This window comes from Paenibacillus sp. 1SOY10 (assembly GCF_056836745.1).
In genome coordinates, this window is sequence record NZ_JBXENK010000018.1 from 1 (window position 1) to 18490 (window position 18490).

Annotated in this window: 19 protein-coding genes and 1 other RNA gene; 2 read left to right on the forward strand and 18 right to left on the reverse strand. The window is 49.3% G+C overall.

The features are described 5' to 3' along the window. On the forward strand, positions 1–187 hold a 187-nt coding region (locus AC1VOR_RS22700), incomplete at its 5' end, for a hypothetical protein (RefSeq protein ID WP_482621250.1). Here AC1VOR_RS22700 and AC1VOR_RS22705 read toward each other — a convergent pair. The 6 genes from AC1VOR_RS22705 to ffs form a co-directional block, all read right to left on the reverse strand. Beyond that, a complete protein-coding gene (locus tag AC1VOR_RS22705) occupies positions 173–436 on the reverse strand; it encodes a pro-sigmaK processing inhibitor BofA family protein (RefSeq protein ID WP_482621252.1) in 264 nt (87 codons plus the stop codon). The genes AC1VOR_RS22700 and AC1VOR_RS22705 overlap by 15 nt on opposite strands. 24 nt (positions 437–460) lie before the next feature. Continuing rightward, complete coding sequence (locus AC1VOR_RS22710; protein WP_482621319.1) at positions 461–691, reverse strand: DUF2508 domain-containing protein; 231 nt, start codon at positions 689–691, stop codon at positions 461–463. A gap of 198 nt (positions 692–889) precedes the next feature. Continuing rightward, entirely contained in the window at positions 890–1489 is a 600-nt protein-coding gene (gene recR, locus AC1VOR_RS22715) for a recombination mediator RecR (protein WP_059048659.1), read from the reverse strand. Positions 1490–1515: 26 nt separating this feature from the next. Continuing rightward, on the reverse strand, positions 1516–1827 hold the full coding sequence (locus tag AC1VOR_RS22720) for a YbaB/EbfC family nucleoid-associated protein (protein WP_482621254.1): 312 nt from the start codon (positions 1825–1827) through the stop codon (positions 1516–1518). 56 nt (positions 1828–1883) lie between these two features. After that, positions 1884–3626, reverse strand: coding sequence for a DNA polymerase III subunit gamma/tau (dnaX, locus tag AC1VOR_RS22725; RefSeq protein WP_482621255.1), 1743 nt, complete (start codon positions 3624–3626; stop codon positions 1884–1886). A 129-nt stretch (positions 3627–3755) separates the two neighbouring features. Further along, positions 3756–4023: signal recognition particle sRNA large type (ffs, locus tag AC1VOR_RS22730), an RNA gene on the reverse strand. Positions 4024–4181: 158 nt separating this feature from the next. Here ffs and AC1VOR_RS22735 point away from each other — a divergent pair. Next, positions 4182–5438, forward strand: a complete 1257-nt coding sequence (locus tag AC1VOR_RS22735; protein ID WP_482621256.1) for a stalk domain-containing protein — start codon at positions 4182–4184, stop codon at positions 5436–5438. 84 nt (positions 5439–5522) lie between these two features. Here AC1VOR_RS22735 and rpmE read toward each other — a convergent pair whose 3' ends face one another. From rpmE to rpoE, 12 genes are all read right to left on the reverse strand, one after another. Further along, on the reverse strand, positions 5523–5720 hold the full coding sequence (rpmE, locus tag AC1VOR_RS22740; protein ID WP_482621258.1) for a 50S ribosomal protein L31: 198 nt from the start codon (positions 5718–5720) through the stop codon (positions 5523–5525). Between the two features lie 101 nt (positions 5721–5821). Continuing rightward, a complete protein-coding gene (locus AC1VOR_RS22745) occupies positions 5822–7090 on the reverse strand; it encodes a radical SAM protein (protein ID WP_482621260.1) in 1269 nt (422 codons plus the stop codon). A gap of 56 nt (positions 7091–7146) precedes the next feature. Next, positions 7147–8505: a transcription termination factor Rho gene (gene rho, locus AC1VOR_RS22750; RefSeq protein ID WP_482621261.1), complete on the reverse strand. Its 1359-nt coding sequence runs from the start codon at positions 8503–8505 to the stop codon at positions 7147–7149. Between the two features lie 111 nt (positions 8506–8616). Next, entirely contained in the window at positions 8617–9870 is a 1254-nt protein-coding gene (locus AC1VOR_RS22755) for a UDP-N-acetylglucosamine 1-carboxyvinyltransferase (protein ID WP_482621263.1), read from the reverse strand. Positions 9871–10004: 134 nt separating this feature from the next. Then, positions 10005–10859 (reverse strand): class II fructose-1,6-bisphosphate aldolase, encoded by an 855-nt coding sequence (gene fba / locus AC1VOR_RS22760; RefSeq protein ID WP_482621264.1) that lies wholly within the window; start codon positions 10857–10859, stop codon positions 10005–10007. Positions 10860–11079: 220 nt separating this feature from the next. Next, a complete protein-coding gene (locus tag AC1VOR_RS22765) occupies positions 11080–11457 on the reverse strand; it encodes a response regulator (protein ID WP_059048666.1) in 378 nt (125 codons plus the stop codon). A gap of 166 nt (positions 11458–11623) precedes the next feature. Continuing rightward, positions 11624–13225, reverse strand: a complete 1602-nt coding sequence (locus AC1VOR_RS22770) for a CTP synthase (RefSeq protein ID WP_482621265.1) — start codon at positions 13223–13225, stop codon at positions 11624–11626. Positions 13226–13596: 371 nt separating this feature from the next. After that, positions 13597–14412, reverse strand: coding sequence for an ABC transporter ATP-binding protein (locus AC1VOR_RS22775; RefSeq protein ID WP_482621321.1), 816 nt, complete (start codon positions 14410–14412; stop codon positions 13597–13599). After that, positions 14412–15443, reverse strand: coding sequence for a FecCD family ABC transporter permease (locus AC1VOR_RS22780; protein ID WP_482621267.1), 1032 nt, complete (start codon positions 15441–15443; stop codon positions 14412–14414). The genes AC1VOR_RS22775 and AC1VOR_RS22780 overlap by 1 nt, the downstream gene beginning before the upstream one ends. Continuing rightward, complete coding sequence (locus AC1VOR_RS22785; protein WP_482621269.1) at positions 15440–16480, reverse strand: FecCD family ABC transporter permease; 1041 nt, start codon at positions 16478–16480, stop codon at positions 15440–15442. Before AC1VOR_RS22785 ends, AC1VOR_RS22780 begins: the two co-directional genes overlap by 4 nt. Next, complete coding sequence (locus tag AC1VOR_RS22790; protein WP_482621271.1) at positions 16473–17561, reverse strand: iron-siderophore ABC transporter substrate-binding protein; 1089 nt, start codon at positions 17559–17561, stop codon at positions 16473–16475. The genes AC1VOR_RS22785 and AC1VOR_RS22790 overlap by 8 nt, the downstream gene beginning before the upstream one ends. A 190-nt stretch (positions 17562–17751) precedes the next feature. Continuing rightward, positions 17752–18303 carry a DNA-directed RNA polymerase subunit delta gene (gene rpoE / locus AC1VOR_RS22795; protein ID WP_482621273.1) on the reverse strand — a complete coding sequence of 184 codons (552 nt, stop codon included), beginning with the start codon at positions 18301–18303 and terminating at the stop codon, positions 17752–17754. Positions 18304–18490 lie beyond the last annotated feature (187 nt).

Here is an 18490-nt window from a genome sequence, read left to right on the forward strand (position 1 = left end):
ACCTTCACTTTTATCATCGCTTCGTTTCAGCAGCGACCTTTATAAGGTATCATATCGAGCTACCGTTAGTCAAGCTTTTTTTCTCGCAAGCCTTGTGCAGCTTCGCGTGCAAGCTTGTCCCAGCGGAGAAGCGATTTATAATGTACCACAGATCACAAACGCCAGTCAACCATTAAATCATGATTAATTTTAAGCCCAGTAACAATGCTACACCTGGCAACCCAAGCACAAGCACTGTACTTACCGTCACCAGGTTTAGGGGAATATAAACTTCGGTGATAAGTCCCGAGAAATTTATGACGTAGATACCTAGAGCAGCAAGTACAAAATGCAGACCCAGTCGTGTAATCCAGGCAAACCCCAGCCTGCGCGAGAACAGAACATACAGTAATAAGATCAACGATACAATAAGAACCCCTGCCAGCACCAGCTTCACCTTTGTTTCCTCCCTTTATTAGGATTACGAACTCTCTCCAAAAAACGAGCCGTACTGAAAAGCATCCCAATCCAGCTTGGCCTGCTTGGCCGCCTTCAAATGAATTTGATATCTTCGCTCTGCCGCCTCCAGAGTATAAATAGCTACATCAACCTCGTCCGGTCCTATTGCCTGCTGAAAAGCAGTGTGGGCTCGTTCCCACTCCTTAAGCGCCTTAATCACCTCGCCGTAAAGCTCACGCTTATGCTCCAGCATTTCTCCCTTGTACAGCATGTCCGTTCGGTTAGCAGCCCACCATTTCCACCTTTTCATCGTTCGTCCCCTCCCTACGGTTTATTCCATATGTATCAAGATGGGGACAAACTTAGAACCTTGTCATCGCAAAAAAAGAACCTCAAACCCCGGCTTGCACCAAAGGTTCAAAGTTCATTTTACAGGCTCTGACTATTCTATTTAATTAATCTCCCGGCGCCCTTCCAGCGCCTTAGACAAGGTCACTTCATCCGCATACTCCAGATCGCCGCCAACAGGCAGACCATGAGCAATACGGGTGACGCGGATATCAAACGGCCTCACCAGCCGGGAAATATACATCGCTGTCGCTTCCCCTTCAATATTGGGATTGGTGGCCAGGATGAGCTCCTTGACCCGCTCATCGCTCAAGCGGTTGAGCAGTTCCTTAAGCCGGATATCCTCCGGACCCAGGCCCTCCATCGGGGAGATGGCTCCCTGCAGCACATGATAATAGCCATTAAATTCTTTCGTTCGCTCCATGGCCACCAGATCTCTGGATTCCTGCACAACACAAATCACCGACGCATCGCGAGTCTTATCCTGGCAAATACGGCAAGGGTCCGTGTCCGTAATGTTGCAGCACACAGAGCAATAATGCAGATTACGCTTAACGCTAACGAGCGCTTTGGCGAAATCAATGACATCATCCTCCTTCATGCGCAGCACATGGAAGGCCAATCTGGCGGCCGTCTTGGGACCAACTCCGGGCAAGTGGGTAAACGCATCGATCAGCTTCGCGATCGGTTCGGGATAATACAATGGGGCCTCTCCTTCAGCTTATAAAATTAGAACAGGCCTGGAATTTTCATTCCGCCCGTAAATTTGCCCATATCTTGGTTAGCCAGTTCTTCGGCCTTAGTCAAAGCATCATTCACAGCAGTAAGCACCAAATCCTGCAGCATTTCCACATCGTCCGGATCCACAGCCTCCGGCTTAATTGTTAAGGCGAGCAGCTTCTTATGACCATTGACTTCTGCAGTCACCACGCCACCTCCGGCAGTGCCCTCCACAGTTTTGGTAGCCAGCTCTTCTTGCGCCTTCAGCATTTGCTCTTGCATTTTCTTTACTTGCTTCATCATTTGGTTCATATTGTTCACGTTGTTCACATCTCCTTTTGAATGATCTGAATAATTCGTACTACTTCTTGTAATGGTTATTCCTTGATGACAACCAGGTCATCACCAAAGATGTTCAGGGCTTCATCAACCCAAGGTTCCTTGCTATCTCCGCCATCTTCAGGGGGAGGCTCCAAGGCAAATGGTTCACCAGGCTGCTCTGTAGTACCCTGAATGGCATCGTTCCAATCCTTGATCATCATCGTGACCAGACGGTACGGGGCTCCAAGCTTGCGCTCCAACACACTCTCGATGAGTTGCTTGTTCGCCGCTTTCTCAGTGGTCTCGCGATGAATATCATTCTTGAAGGCAACCAGCACCGTGTCCTCGGATAACGAAACGGGCTCTCCATTCATGAACCAGGCATGGATGGTTACCCGCTCCTCCTTAACCGCCTGCAATACCTGATTCCACTTGTTCTGAATTTCCATAAATTCAGGACTGTTACGGGCCGCAAGATATTGCTCCATCCCTGAAGGAATTTTGGCCTTGGAAGCCACTCTCGGAGCCGGGCTTCGTGAAGGCCGCTGGGTGGATGCCGAGGTACTCCCTCCTGCTGAGGCGGAGAGTCCCCCTTGAACCGCCCGTTCCAGCTTGGCTTCGAGTTCAGCGAGTTGGCGCTTTAGCTGGTTCATCTCAGACGCATCGACCGACTGAGCGGCGCGGACCTGTGCCGGCTGTTCCGCAACCTCTTCACCATTCAACGTACAGATTTTCAACAACGCCACCTCAAACAACGTTTGCGGCTGAACAGCGTATTTCATTTCTGTCTGGTAATGATTCAAGGTATCAATGATGCGAAATAGCTGAGGTTTGGAGAAGGACTGGGCAATTTCAGCGAAGTCCTTAGGGTCTAATACCCGTTCCGTTAACTTGTCCGCCTTGGGCACCAGCTTGACCATCAACACATCGCGGAAATAGTAGAGGAGGTTCTCCATGCACTTATCTGCGCTTTTGCCCTCCTGCATAAATCCCTCAATCATTTGTAGCATGCCACCAACATCTTCGGCAAGCAAGGTCTTCGCGAGCTCGGCAAATTGTTGCGAAGCAATTCCACCGGTCATATCCAATACTTGCTGATAGGAGACCTGCCGACCGGAGAAGGAAGCAATCTGATCCAGGATGCTTAACGCGTCACGCATCCCCCCATCCGACAGGCGAGCAATGTATTCAATGGCTTCCTCTTCGGCTTCTATGCCTTCTTGCTCACAAATCACCCGTAGCCGAGCACTTTGCTCCTCCAATGAAACCCGGCGAAAGTCAAAGCGTTGACAGCGCGAAATTACTGTAGCCGGAAGCCGGTGAGGTTCCGTTGTCGCCAAGATGAACATCACATGTGGTGGAGGTTCCTCCAGCGTCTTCAGCAACGCATTGAATGCTTCCGTAGTCAGCATATGAACTTCATCGATAATATAAACCTTCTGTCGCACTTCCGTAGGGGCGTATTTCACCTTCTCGCGCAGATCGCGAATCTCTTCCACCCCGCGGTTGGATGCAGCATCGATCTCTAGCACATCCATCACGGCACCAGTAGTAATTCTTCGGCACGCATCGCATTCATTACAAGGCTCCGCCGCCGGTCCCTTCTCACAGTTCACGGCCTTGGCCAAAATTTTGGCTGTTGAGGTCTTACCCGTTCCTCGCGGTCCGCTAAATAAATACGCATGTGACAACCGCTGCTCGCGGATGGCGTTCTGTAGCGTGCGAACGATATGCTGCTGCCCCACCATGTCTTGGAACGACTGTGGCCGCCAAGCACGGTACAGCGCAATATGCTCCATAATGCGGCACCTCTTCCTTTCCTTAAACGACGGATGTCGTTTCCTTATTATACTATAGCCTCTTGGTCTATGTACAAAAAAAACACCCTTGTCCTCAGACAAAGATGTATGCTTATGATCCTAATATTACCGTGCACCCATTATTGATCGTTGCGATCCGAGCGGCACCTTCATGCCATGGCTCAGGACAGGTAACCCTCCGGCACAGGGACAACACTGCTTATGGCTGCTTCCTTCCGGACCTGACCAGGTTCACAGGCGTTCCTTGCGGAGGACCCGTCCATCAACGCCAGTCATAAAGACCAAACCTCACATCGACAAGACCTCTAACAGGAATTCAACCTCGCTATAGCGGATTGCGAGTTACAGGGCACCGCTACCTCCCCGTCTAGCACGGTGAAAATAAGTATATCTCATGCCTGTTTAAATTGCAACCGCCGCTAGGCAGGGTCAGAATCTTCCGATTTCTTACAACTCTACTTAGATTTCGACACCTTATTTTGATATATTAGTAGAATAGGAAACAGATGTCATACCATGAGAGAGGAGAACATCATGAAGAAGATTGGAAAATTATTGTTGGCTGCCACGCTCTTAACTGGAGGCATTGCCGGCATTCAACCATCTTATTCCAGTGCCGCCGCTCCTGTCCAAATCTTACTGGACGGCTATCCGTTGGCCTTTTCCGGAGATCCGTTCATCGTGAATGGCACTACCCTCGTGCCGTTCCGATCTATATCTGAAGCTCTAGGTATTTCCGTAACCTGGAATCAATCGACGAAATCCATCTCAGCCGTCAAGGGAGAAGGGGCCAAGGCGCTACGGGTCGAGTTAACATTAGATAGTAGTACCGCCAAAGTGAACAATAACTCCGTTACACTAGCTGTTGCCCCACGTTCTGTTAACGGAAACACACTGATTCCGCTGAGTTTCTTCAGTCAACAATTTGGAGCCGGGGTTGCCTGGGAGCAAGCTACCCGCACCGTCTCCATTACGTCGCCACAAAAGCGTATGTATACTCTTGGCTTCTATGCTATTTCTTCCTACTCGGAGGTTGCTGTTATTCCAAGCCTGGATGCAGTCGCTTTCGGCTGGAGTCGCATTGACAAGAACGGCCAGTTCACACAAACGGGGGACGATTACAAACTTCCTCAGGCCGCCGGCGATGTTACCCCTGACTCGCTCGTTAAAGAGGCCGCCAATGATCGCACCTTGCCTTATCTGATGGTCTATGCCGGAGATGCCCAAGGTGAATTGACCAAAATCATCGAGGATGCTGCCCTCCGCGAACAAGCCATTAAGGATATGATTAATGCGGCTAAAGACAAATCCTTCCAAGGTATTCTGCTAGACTTTGAAGGTCTGGGGTTAACCACAGACAAAGCAACTACACGGCAAGCCTTCACCTATTTTGTTAAAGACCTTGCCCGGCAAGCCGGGAATTCGGGCCTAAAGCTGGCTTTGGCACTGCATCCACTGAACTCATCATATCAAGGTTATGATTATAAGGCTCTGGGCGTGCTTGCGGATGAATTGGTCATCATGGCCTACGATTATTTGCCAGGCGACAACAGCAACAAGCCACAGCCTGCGGACAAGGTTGACGAAGCGATTCGGCTCGCACTCAAGGAAACCTCCAAGAACAAGCTGATCCTCGGGATGAATTTGAACAGCGAGGATCAGACCTCTGTCAAAACGCTCGTGGGATTGGCCAAACGGCATGATCTTAAGGGAGTCGCCTTATGGCGCCTGGGTATCATCAAGAATGAAGAATGGACCAGCCTCAAGCAAAGCGTGGAGTTCAAGAAATAAATGAAGAGCTATGATTACAAAAAAACGTCCCTTGCCATTTGATGGCAAGGGACGTTCTCGTCCAATAGTTGTTCAACGTAAGTCTTAGATGCCGTATTTCTTTTTGAATCTATCCACACGTCCACCAGCATCCAGGAATTTCTGTTTACCTGTGAAGAATGGATGGCAGTTGGAGCAAATTTCAACGCGCAGGTCTTGCTTCACGGAACCTGTTTCAAAGGTATTTCCGCAAGCACATGTGATCGTAGTTACGTGGTATTTCGGTTGAATTGCTTCGTTCATCACTTTCACCTCTTTCCGCCCTGAGCCTCAATCGTGCACAGAGTTATAATGACACACAAACGAATTATAGCACGGCCTATCTCTTGGCGCAATTGCTTGTTTTACCCACGAATCTTGACCCGAGCTAGTTCAGCCGGAGGAACATGGGTGTAGGAGCCAATTACGACTTCAGGCAATTCATGCTGGAAAATTTCGATAGCTTGTTTCATACCTAATATTTCGCCCTCTGCCTTAGGAATCAGTTCCAGGTAGCTCTCGGGGTCAATGTTAAGGTTGCGAAGCTGGATGAGCTTCACATCTGCGCGTCGAACAAATTCGACCATGGCTTCGACTTCTTCCTCCCGATCAGTAACACCAGGAAAGATTAGATAATTAATAGAAGTATATACACCTTGCTGCGCAGCATAACGCAGTGATTTCTCCACATTAGCAAGCGTATAACCACGTGGCTTGTAGTACGCATTATAATGGCCATCCAGCGCGCTGATGGTACTTACACGCATGAGGTCCAGACCTGCGTCCACGATACCACGGATATGGTCGCTTAAACCCGCATTCGTATTAATGTTGATGTAGCCCATTTCTGTCTGGCGCCGAACCTCCCGAATCGATTCAATAATCAGCTTGGCCTGCGTAGAGGGCTCCCCCTCACAGCCTTGCCCAAAGCTGATAATCGACTCCGGAGTTGTCAGATGTTCCATCATGATCTCCACCAGTTCCTCCACACGCGGACGAAAATTCATGCGCGTCTGCGGCGATACAAAACCGCTATCATCAGGTTGTTCCGAAATACAGCCAAAACAACCTGCATTACAGGAATAGGAGACAGGAACTGCCCCCTCCCAGCGGTTCAAGAACGTATTGGAGGCGGTCAAGCACTCATACCCCAGCGCACAATTGGACAAATGCTCATACAGACGATTCTCCGGGTAACGAGAGATATAAGATTTAACCTGACTTTTGAGTTCAAGTGGATCACAGTTGAGTGGATTCCACTTCTCGGGATCATCCGACATCCGGGCGGTAACGTAAAACTGTCCTTCCTTCCAGACAACCGCGGAATAGCCAAACAAAGGAAGCTTATAGTCCTTATCTGTCTTCACGTACCCCGGCAGGCAAAGACGGGTATAGCCTTGCGGAAGCAGAGCGCCTACTGCCTGCATATTGCCAGGGAGGGGCTTCATCTCACCGGTGCTCGGGTCCATACCAATCGGCCGAGTAGATGGCAACCCCACCAGGGTTGCGCCCTCTGGTAGCGGGATTAATTCGTCCTCCATGATCTCCACAATCATATCCGCACTGCGGGCAAGCCCGTACAGTGAGGGATGATCGTAGACCTGTCCTTGCTCATCTGCATATACTAAGTACATGTTGTTCTCCTCTTGCTTCTATTTGCTAATCAATAAAGGTAGTTTTTGAACTCGCACTATTGGGTGTTATTACCATTTGCGCTGCCCGCACCCGAGGATGTGGAATTCGTTCGTGCGGACACGCCTCCTGTGCGTACCGGACGCCGTGCTCCGCTATTGGAAGACGTATTTCCGGAAGCATCAAACGAAGCAAGAAATTCTGCGTTCGTCTTGCTGTCCCGCAGCTTCTTCAAGAATCCTTCGACAAAATCGTAGGAATCGTTCATATTTTTGCGAATAGCCCAAATGGTATCCAGTTCTTCCTTGTTCAACAGCACTTCTTCGCGGCGTGTACCAGAACGGCGAATATCGATAGCCGGGAATATGCGGCGTTCCGCCAGCTTCCGATCCAGATGCAGCTCCATGTTGCCTGTGCCCTTAAACTCTTCATATATAATGTCATCCATACGCGAACCTGTATCTACCAAAGCAGTAGCCAGAATCGTCAGGCTTCCGCCTTCCTCCACATTCCGCGCAGACCCGAAGAAACGCTTGGGACGATGGAATGCTGCCGGGTCAATCCCCCCGCTCAACGTACGTCCTGAAGGAGGAACAACCAGGTTATATGCCCGTGCCAGACGTGTAATACTGTCGAGCAAAATAACGACATCCTTCTTGTGCTCCACAAGCCGCAATGCACGTTGCAATACCAATTCCGCTACCTTGATGTGATTCTCCGGAAGCTCATCAAACGTAGAGGCAATAACCTCTCCCTTCACTGAACGTTGCATGTCGGTAACTTCCTCAGGCCGCTCATCAATCAACAACACAAACAGTTCAATTTCGGGATTATTGGTAGAAATGCTGTTAGCAATTTCTTTAAGTAGCAAGGTCTTCCCTGCCTTAGGCGGAGCAACAATCAAACCGCGTTGTCCTAACCCAACCGGAGCAAGTACATCCATAATACGGGTAGATAAGTGATTTGGGGAAGTTTCGAGCACCAGCTTAGTCTGTGGGTAAAGTGGAGTTAGTGCCGGGAAATGAAGGCGTTCCGCCGCGACTGCAGGATTCTCTCCGTTCACCGCATTGACCTGAAGCAGGCCGAAGTAACGTTCATTTTCCTTGGGAGTTCTACACTTCCCGGAGACGAGATCTCCGGTACGCAAATCAAATTTACGAATTTGTGAAGCAGATATATAGATGTCTTCGGTGCTTGGCAAGTAATTGATGGGTCTTAGGAAGCCGTAACCTTCAGGCAAAATTTCGAGTACGCCTTCCATAAACATCAATCCGCTTTGTTCAGCCTGCGCCCTAAGAATCGAAAAAATCAATTCCTTCTTCTTCAACTGACCGTAATAAGGAATTTGATATTGCTTGGCGAGCTTGTACAGCTCCGTCAGCTTCATCCCTTCCAAATCGGCAATTTGCAGATCCATAATAAAATACCACCTATTCAATTTTTTTGGAATCTATGAAATACAGCAATATGATAGACTTACTGACACAGTATTCCCTGTTGTGCCAGGCTTATGCGGGAAAGCAGAAAGTTATTCTGCTTCCCGCCAAATATCAGCACCCAGCGCACGCAGGTTAGGAACTAGCTGATCATATCCCCGGTCAATCAACTCTACACCGGTCACTTCAGTAATTCCCTCAGCGACGGTCAGGCCCGCCACAACTAGCGCAGCACCTGCACGCAGATCGGCCGCCTTCACCTTGGCAGCATTCAGCACGCCCCCGTCAATAATCGCCGAACGACCTTCAACACGAATCTTCGCTCCCATACGGATAAGCTCAGGTACATGCTTGAATCGGTTGCTATACACAAAATCGCTGAAAACGCTCACGCCGTCAGCCTGCGTTAACAAGCTGGTCATCGGAGATCCAATATCCGTAGGGAATCCTGGATACACCAAGGCCTTAACATCAACATGCTCATAGGATGGCCGCCCGATTACACGGATGCTCTCATCCAATTCTTCAACGCTGGCACCCATTTCAATCAACTTGGCAGTTAATGCCTCCAAGTGCTTGGGTATAACACCATCGATGATGACATCACCGCGTGTAGCTGCGGCAGCAATCATATATGTACCGGCTTGAATCCGGTCTGGGATAATGGAATGGCGGCATCCCTTCAGTTCGGCAACGCCCTCGATACGAATCGTTTCCGTGCCGGCTCCTTTGATGACCGCACCCATGGAGTTCAACAAAGTAGCTACATCTATAATTTCAGGCTCTTTGGCCGCATTTTCGATAATTGTGGAGCCGTTGGCTCGGGTAGCCGCCAGCATAATGTTAATCGTTGCTCCTACGCTGCTGACATCGAGATAAATCTTTGCGCCGCGCAGTTCCTTGGCATGCAAATGAATCGCCCCATGCTCATTCGTCACGGTGGCTCCTAAAGCTTCAAAACCTTTGATATGCTGATCAATCGGACGGGGTTCAAAATTGCACCCTCCAGGCAAGCCAATCGTAGCTTCCTTAAATCTCCCTAACATGGCTCCCATCATATAATAGGAAGCCCGTAATTTCTTCACCGGTCCATTAGGCATCGGTATTGAGCGAATATCCGCAGGATTGATACGCATTTGGTTACCTTCCCAAAACACCTGCGCACCCAACTCTTCCAAGATTTCCGAGTATACCGCTACATCGCTGAGCACCGGCAAGTTATCCAGTACAACCTCGGATTCTGCCAGGATGGCAGCAGGAATCAGCGCGATCGCGCTATTCTTGGCGCCGCTGATTGAGACGCTGCCGCGTAGCGGACGCCCGCCACGGATCATTAATTTCTCCATAAGTCCAGAATCCCCCTACTTATTTGCATCGGTACACAAGCTCACCCTAATTTAGCGGTAGAAATGGAAAGACACCGTCTAGGCGGTGTGCTCTCCATGTCACCCTATTTAAGTGAAAAAAATCATATCCAAACTTAAGCTTTGTTGTTCGAACCGAATTCGCGGATCTTGCCAACAACGGTAGCTTTGATTGCATCACGGCCAGGAACGATGAACTTACGTGGATCATAAGCATCTGGCTTGGCAGCCAACACTTCACGTACCGCTTTGCTGAAGGAGATTTGGTTCTCGGTGTTCACGTTGATTTTGGAAGTACCCAGCGAGATTGCTTTGGCAATGTCGTGAGTTGGGATGCCTGTCCCGCCATGAAGAACCAATGGCAGTTGAACCGCATCACGAATTTCTTCCATTTCTTTGAAGCCGAGGTTTGGTTCGCCAAGGTAAGGACCATGTACGGAACCCAAAGCTGGAGCCAATGTATCGATACCCGTTTCTCTAACGATACGTACGCACTCAGCAAGGTCAGCATATTGAATGCCGCCGATAACATCGTCTTCTTGACCGCCAACCGTACCAACTTCTGCTTCTACTGATACGCCTTTGGCATGGGCATACTCAACCACTTTTTTCGTCATGGCGATGTTCTCGTCAATCGGATGGTGAGAGCCGTCGATCATTACGGAAGTGAAGCCCGCGTCAATCGCTTCTTTACATTTATCAAAGCTGGAACCATGGTCGAGATGAATCGCAACAGGAACCGTAATTTTCATATCATGCAACAGGCCTTCTACCATTTTAACAACGGTGTAGAAACCGCTCATATGGCGAGCTGCGCCTTCGGAAACACCCAGAATTACTGGGGATTTCTCTTCTTCTGCTGCGGCAAGAATGGCTTGTGTCCATTCCAGGTTATTAATGTTGTATTGACCCACAGCATATTTACCGGCGAGGGCTTTGTTCAACATGTCTGTCATCGATACTAATGGCATTGGTTTCAATCCTCCTAAGGATATGGGATTTATCTTATTTAGCCGACATTCACACACTTTTTTATTATAACACAACCTGTCAAAATTACTATTCAACGTTTATCGGGGATGTGTGAACGGGCTGTGTTTCTTTTCTCTCCAAAAAGACCCCTATGAGAAGGGCGGACGAAGTGCTACGCCTGCTCCTCATAGAGGTCTCTTTTCTGTTGCCGATTATGCCTTAAAGGCGCGCGCCGCCCTTGAGATGCATATTGACTGCTGCGCGCATTTCATCAATGTCAAAGGGTTTCGTAAAGTGCATCAAGGCTCCAAGATCCGTCGCTTCCTTGATCATATCGAGTTCTCCGTAGGCCGTCATCATAATGACCTTGATGTCCGGATTCACCTCTTTGATATGCTTGAGGATTTCCAAACCATCCATTCCCGGAATTTTCATGTCAAGAAGCACCAAGTCAGGCGAGTCGCTCCGGACAATTTCCAACGCCATCTTCCCGTTAGCTGCCTGAAATGTGGTATACCCTTCACTGCTGAACACTTCCATTAACAAAATGCGGATACCGTTCTGATCATCGACAACTAATACCTTCTTCTCCTCCACCGTGATACCCTCCTACAAGACCGCCAGCAATCTCTGGTCATACATACAATTATTCGCTTTCGATTTGTAAATCCCTTCTCTAATGGAAAAAAGAACCTTAATAAATCGTCAGCTCATCTTGCTGAGGAAATCTTGCATAGGTGCGGTCAGACGAGCTTGTCACACCTTAGGACAGATGGGTGAGCGAAGCCTTCACAAACTCACGGAACAACGGTTGTGGACGGTTCGGACGAGAAGTGAATTCCGGATGGAATTGCACTGCCAGGAACCATGGATGATCGGGAAGTTCCACGATTTCCACAAGCCGACCATCGGGGGATGTCCCGGAGATACGCAAACCTTCGCGTTCCAACGTCTCACGATAGGCATTATTGAATTCATACCGATGGCGATGACGCTCATAAACCAACTCATCATCGTAGCATTGCATAGCCAGCGAATCTGGCGTCAGCTTGCATGGATAAAGGCCCAAACGCATCGTTCCACCAAGATCTTCGATATCCTTCTGCTCTGGCAACAAGTCGATAACCGGATACTCCGTACCAGGATTGATCTCCGAGCTATTAGCACCATCAAGTCCTGCCAACGAACGAGCATATTCAATAACAGCCACCTGCATCCCCAGGCAGATACCGAAGAACGGAATTTTCTTCTCCCGAGCATAACGGATCGTCGTGATTTTCCCTTCAATTCCCCGATCACCAAAGCCGCCCGGCACAAGAATTCCGCCGATACCACCAAGGAGTTCATCTACATTCTCATCGGTAACATCCTCGGCATTGACCCAACGAATTTTCACATCCGCATTCGCAGCAAATCCGGCATGTGACAAGGATTCAACCACACTTAAATAAGCATCGTGCAGTGCAACGTATTTACCAACAATGGCAATCTCCACCGTCTTCTCCAGCTTGTTAATGCGCTCTACAAGGCTTTCCCACTCACCCATGTCCGGAGCTGGCGTTGTCAACTTCAGATGATTGACCACAATCTCATCCAAGCCTTCATTGCGAAGATTCAATGGTACTTCATACAAGGTTGCGGCATCCCGGCATTCCACGACAGCATTGGGATCAATGTCGCAGAACAGGGCGATCTTGGCCTTCATATCATCTGACAGTTCATATTCGGTCCGGCAGACGATCACATTCGGCTGAATACCAATACTGCGAAGTTCCTTGACGCTATGCTGAGTCGGCTTGGTCTTCACTTCGCCGGCTGCCTTGATATAAGGAATAAGCGTTACATGAATGTACATCACGTTCTCGCGTCCGATATCACTCTTGATTTGGCGGATGGCCTCTAGGAAAGGCAAGCTCTCGATATCCCCGACCGTACCCCCGATTTCGGTAATAACAACGTCAGAACCCGCTTCCCGGCCTGCGCGGAATACCCGTTCCTTGATCTCGTTGGTGATATGAGGAATAACCTGAACGGTTCCGCCCAGATATTCACCACGGCGTTCTTTGCCGATAACCGAGGAGTAAATTTTGCCCGTCGTCACATTGCTGTTCTTGGAAAGGTTAATATCGATGAAACGCTCATAGTGACCCAGGTCAAGGTCCGTCTCGGCTCCGTCATCCGTCACAAATACCTCGCCATGCTGATAAGGACTCATCGTCCCCGGATCGACATTAATATATGGATCGAATTTCTGGATCGTTACTTTCAAGCCTCTGTTCTTCAGCAATCTCCCGAGCGAAGCCGCTGTAATGCCCTTGCCCAGCGAGGATACAACCCCGCCTGTCACGAAAATATATTTTGCCACAACCAAAAACCCCCTAAAGTAGTACGTGTCGATAAAAACAGCCAACATCCAGAAATTCAGGAAACTTATAGATCATTAGCGTAACCCAATGTTCGTTAAAGCATAGCCAAAAAGGCTATAAAAACAAAAAAAGTGACACCCGAATAGGTCGGGGCACTTTTTCAAAAATTCATATTTTATAGGTTTAAATCATAAGCCCATGCAATAGTTTACCCGTTACCCCTGCCCGTGTCAAGTCAAGTGAAGGCCCATTTGCCGTTCCTTCAAAATACGGTCACATGTCGGATTGTACGAGAAACCAGGCAAACGATAGAAACCAGACTAACCCAGCTCCCGGAGCGGCCCGACACCGCTGTCCAAGAGTCTGTTATTTAAGAGGTTGCATCTTGCTGAACATGGTACCTTCCTCTCGGTACAACGAAAGGCGAGCCTGATACCGGGTCCTTGATGACTGTACAGTTCAGGCCAAAGATCTGATTGACCCTTTCACTGGTGATAACCTCGGACGGCTCACCTTCGACAATCAGCTTGCCCTCATGAAGGGCAAAGATATGGTCTGCATAACGCGCTGACAGGTTAATATCGTGGAGCACCATAACAATAGTAGTTCCGCGCTTGCGATTAAGATCCGTGAGTAGATCGAGAATTTCGACCTGGTAGGTAATATCGAGAAAGGTTGTCGGCTCATCCAGCAATAAAATATCCGTCTGTTGCGCAAGAGCCATAGCGATCCATACACGTTGCCGTTGTCCGCCCGATAGCTCATCGATATGGTGGTTGGCTAGCTCCGTAATGTCCATAATTTCCATCGCCTCGGCGACGGCCTCATAATCCTGTTTTCGCCAGCCGCTAAGCCAGGATTGATGGGGGAATCTCCCCCGTCCAACCAGGTCTGCTACCGAGATTCCTTCAGGAACGATAGGAGATTGCGGAAGCAGGCCCAGTACCCGGGCTAATTGCTTGGGCGGAATCTTATTGACCGGCTTGCCATCCAACGTAATTTCACCTGAGGTAGGCTTGATGAGTCTGGCCATAGCCTTTAACAGGGTTGATTTGCCGCAGCCGTTAGCCCCAATGATAACACTGATCTTATTGTTGGGAATCACCAGGCTGACGCCTTGAATGACCGTCTTATGATCGTACCCCGCTACAGCGGCTTCGGTCTTAAAGGTATGTGTTGGTTTCATCATAAACTTCCCCTTCGATTCATTCGGATAAGCAAGAAGACCAGATAAGGAGCTCCGAGAATTCCGGTAATCACGCCGACGGGAAATCTTGTCTCAAAAGCAAATTGTCCGATGAGATCTGCTCCCAGAACAAGGTTAACCCCAACCAGGCCGGCAGGAATAGCATTCGAGAAGCCTGCTCCAACCAACCGCTTGGCAATAGGTCCCGACAGGAAAGCCACAAAGGCTATGGGTCCCGTGGTAGCCGTAGCCATGGCAATCATGCCCACGGAACTAAGAATAAGCGCCACCCTCGTCTTGTCTGTGTGAACTCCCAGCGAAGACGCTGCCTGCTCTCCCAGTTCAAGAAGATCCAGATGCTTGCCAAGCAGAACTACAACAGGTGTAAGAACCAGAACCGCTATAATCAGTGGTGGCAACTCGTCGAGTTGAGAACCGTTGAGGCTGCCTGTCAGCCATCTGATGGCGGCTGGGATGTCCTGCTGTGCACCCACGAGTAGAAGATAGGAGATGACGGCATCCAGCATGGCCTGAAGGCCAATACCGATCAGAATTAACCGTCCGATCGAGAACGCCCGCCCTCTGGACAGGAAGTAAATTACCGTGACCGTAGCCAACCCCGCTAACACCGAGGCTGCAGACACAACCGCTCCGTTAGCATGAAGGACAGTAATGCAGAAGACAGCCGCAGCACTTGAACCGGAAGTAATTCCAATGACATTCGGGTTCGCCAGGGGGTTACGCAGCATTGTCTGGAAGGTGTGACCTGCGATGCCGAAGGCAAACCCGGCAAATAAGCCAGCCAGCATTCTTGGCAAACGAATCGTATTGACTGCAAAGGACACTCCTTTGATAGATTCCCCGGAAAGTGCTCGAACGACATCTTGAATCGGATAAATGGTGTTGCCCAATAACAACATGGCACAACAAAGGACCACCAATAGCATGACCAGCAGACCCGTCACAAGGCCCCAGCGGCGGCGACGCTTACGTCTACCCGCCATAATAAATTCAATGGATTGATTTCTCATAATGAACGCACTTTCGCTCTCATGGCTAGTATGATTAAGATTGGGGCGCCAACGAATGCGGTGACCACACCGACTTCCAGCTCTCCCGGGTTGCCAAGTAATCGCCCGCATACATCTGATATCGTTAGAATAATCGCCCCGGAAATGGCTGACATCGGAATAACCAACCGTAAATCAGGTCCAAGCATAAGACGCACAACATGGGTCGACAGCAGCCCTATGAAGCCGATGGGTCCTGCGAGTGCCGTAGTGGCACCACACAAAAAAATGCCCCCTGCCGCAGCAACTAGCCTGAGCACTCCGGTTCGCACACCCAGTCCAGTAGCCGCTTCATCTCCCAGCGCCAGCGCATTTAATGCCGGAGCCGTGATTAACGCAATCAGGATACCAACCGCAAGGAATGGAATAAACGTAACGATCGCATTCCAATTTGCCGAGCCAACGCTCCCAACCTGCCAGAACCTGAACTGATCCATCGCGTATGAGCGTGGAATCATAATTGCCGTTACCAGCGAGGACAAGGCCGCGCTGGTGGCTGCCCCCGCGAGAACAAGCTTAATGGGCGTGGCACCGCCACGCCCCATGGAACCTATGCCGAATACGAAGACCGCCGTGATAGCGGCTCCAGCGAGAGCCAGCCAGATATATTGCCCTGCCGTGCTAATGTTGAAGAATGCGATGCCGCAAACCACAAACAAGGATGCCCCTGTGTTCACGCCAAGGATGCTTGGATCAGCAATGGGATTGCGAGTGACCGCTTGCATCAGCGATCCCGCAACCCCAAGTGCCGCCCCGCAAAACAAGGTGAATACGGTTCGGGATATCCTCTTGCGCACGATATTCGCTCCATAGGAGTCAATATCCGAATGGAATAATCCATCCATCAATTCCTGGAACCTCACTAGCCTGGAACCCAGGACTAGCGAGGCAATCACACATACACCAAGCAGTACGATACAAATTATCAGCACCGTCGTAAAATGCTTTGGCAGGTGCATGCGCAGTTCTTTATGCTTGGAGAGGGACGAACTATTCATTGACCTTGTCGGCAGCCTCTCCAATTAATTTCAAGTATTCGTCAATCGTAAATGCGATGGAAAGCGGATTTGGCGTACCAGCCGCCACCAGCGGTGTATCGCTATCGATAAATGCTACCGAACCACGCTCAATCGCAGGAATCTTACCCAAGAGCGGATCTGCTTTGATCGCTTGATACAATTCATCATTACCATAGCCCACCAACAGATCAGCATCGTTCAGCGCTTCAGCATTCTCGGCGCTCAGCTTCAGAGAGTAGCTCGAAGGGTCTGTGATTTGGCTTGTGATGCTCTCAGGGTAAACCATGCCCAGTTCATACAAGAAAGAAACACGAGAATCTACAGGCGTATAGATGTGCAGTTGGGACATGTCCTTAGCGGAGAAGTTAACCCATACGACTTTCTTGCCTTCGATTTGTGGATATTGGCTCAGCTTCTCCTTGACCATATCCTCAGTATCCTTAATCAGTTGCTCACCTTCTGCTGCCATACCCATCCCAGTAGCATTAAGTGTAACTTGCTCGCGCCATGTGGTTGCCCAAGGAGCATTTGGATAAGCTACAACCGGAGCAATCTCGCTCAGCAGATCATAATCTTCTTGCGTAATGCCCGAGTAGGCGGCGAGGATAACGTCTGGATCAGCATCAGAGATCGCTTCAAAATCAAGTCCATCCGTATCTTGGAAGACATTCGGGTCTTTCACACCGAGTTCATCCAGCTTCTGAGCGGTCCAAGGCAACAAACCGCTATCATCCTGTACGCCAAAGTTCGCTGCCGAGAAGCCGACAGGGACAACGCCAAGAGCAAGCACAACGTCATGGTTGGCCCATTGTACGGTAACTACGCGTTCCGGCTTACTTTCAATCACCGTTTCACCAAGCGCATGCTTGATTGTAATTGGATATTGCGACGCTTCACCGGCTGAATCCGTGTTGTCTGTGACCGGAGTTTCTGTATTGGCTGAATTGCCGGCATTAGCAGCAGGAGCATTCGAAGGCTTGCTACCACAACCTACGACAGCCACCATAAGAACTACTAAAATAATGAGAGCGGTAAATGAAAATCTTTTTGTTGCGAACATTTGCATACCTTCCTTATCTTGAATGTATTTTATGTATCAAGTCGCGTTGTCTACTTGATAATGATTATCAGTTTCATCATTATATAATGCTCTTAAGCAAGCTGTCAACGATCTGAACCAAAGGATAATAAAGGCTAAACGCAAAAAGAGACGGCCCGGGGGCCGCCTCTTCATAAACTGCTACTTCGGATTAATCTTCTTCGTTCTCCTCGAAGTTATCCTCATCTTCCTCGTCTTTCTCTTCGTCCTCTTCGTCGATCTCCTCGTCACCGAGCAGTTCTTCGTCTTCTTCTACCTCTTCCTCGTCTTCCTCAGAGAATAATTCGTCTTCGGAATCATCTTCCAAAGCATCATAATCTTCTTCTTCGCCGGAGGTGTAACTATCTTCTTCTTCCACGAAATCGTCGTCTTCGAGATCATCATCTTCATCGTTGATGATACGCGGACGCTTGGAATTCCCGACAGGGTCTTCCGAACGCTCAATCGGATACCAACGCTTCAAGCCCCACAGGTTGGTGCCAACGCAGGCAAACCGACCATCAATATTTATTTCTGTATAAAGCTGTGCAATCGCTTCGTCGATTTCTGCTTCATTCATGCCGCGCAGCTTGGCGACCTCATTCATCAGATCACGATAATAGTGCGGCGTATTGGCCGCCTTCAAGATCATAAAGGCCAGATCCACCATTGGGATTTCCTGAACCTTCTCCGGGTCAATTTTCAAATTAAGCGGGGTACTCACGTTACGGACACTTCCTCTCACGCAAAGTTCACTATTTCATCAGGGAGTAAAGGAGTTTTCCATCCAAAAACGGGTGATTTCCTTCACTAACCTATTCATATCACAACTTAGTAAAACCTATTTGGCACTAAATTGCAAGTTTTAAAAATTCGTCCGGCCCCCACCCTTACTTCCAGCACGTTTTAGA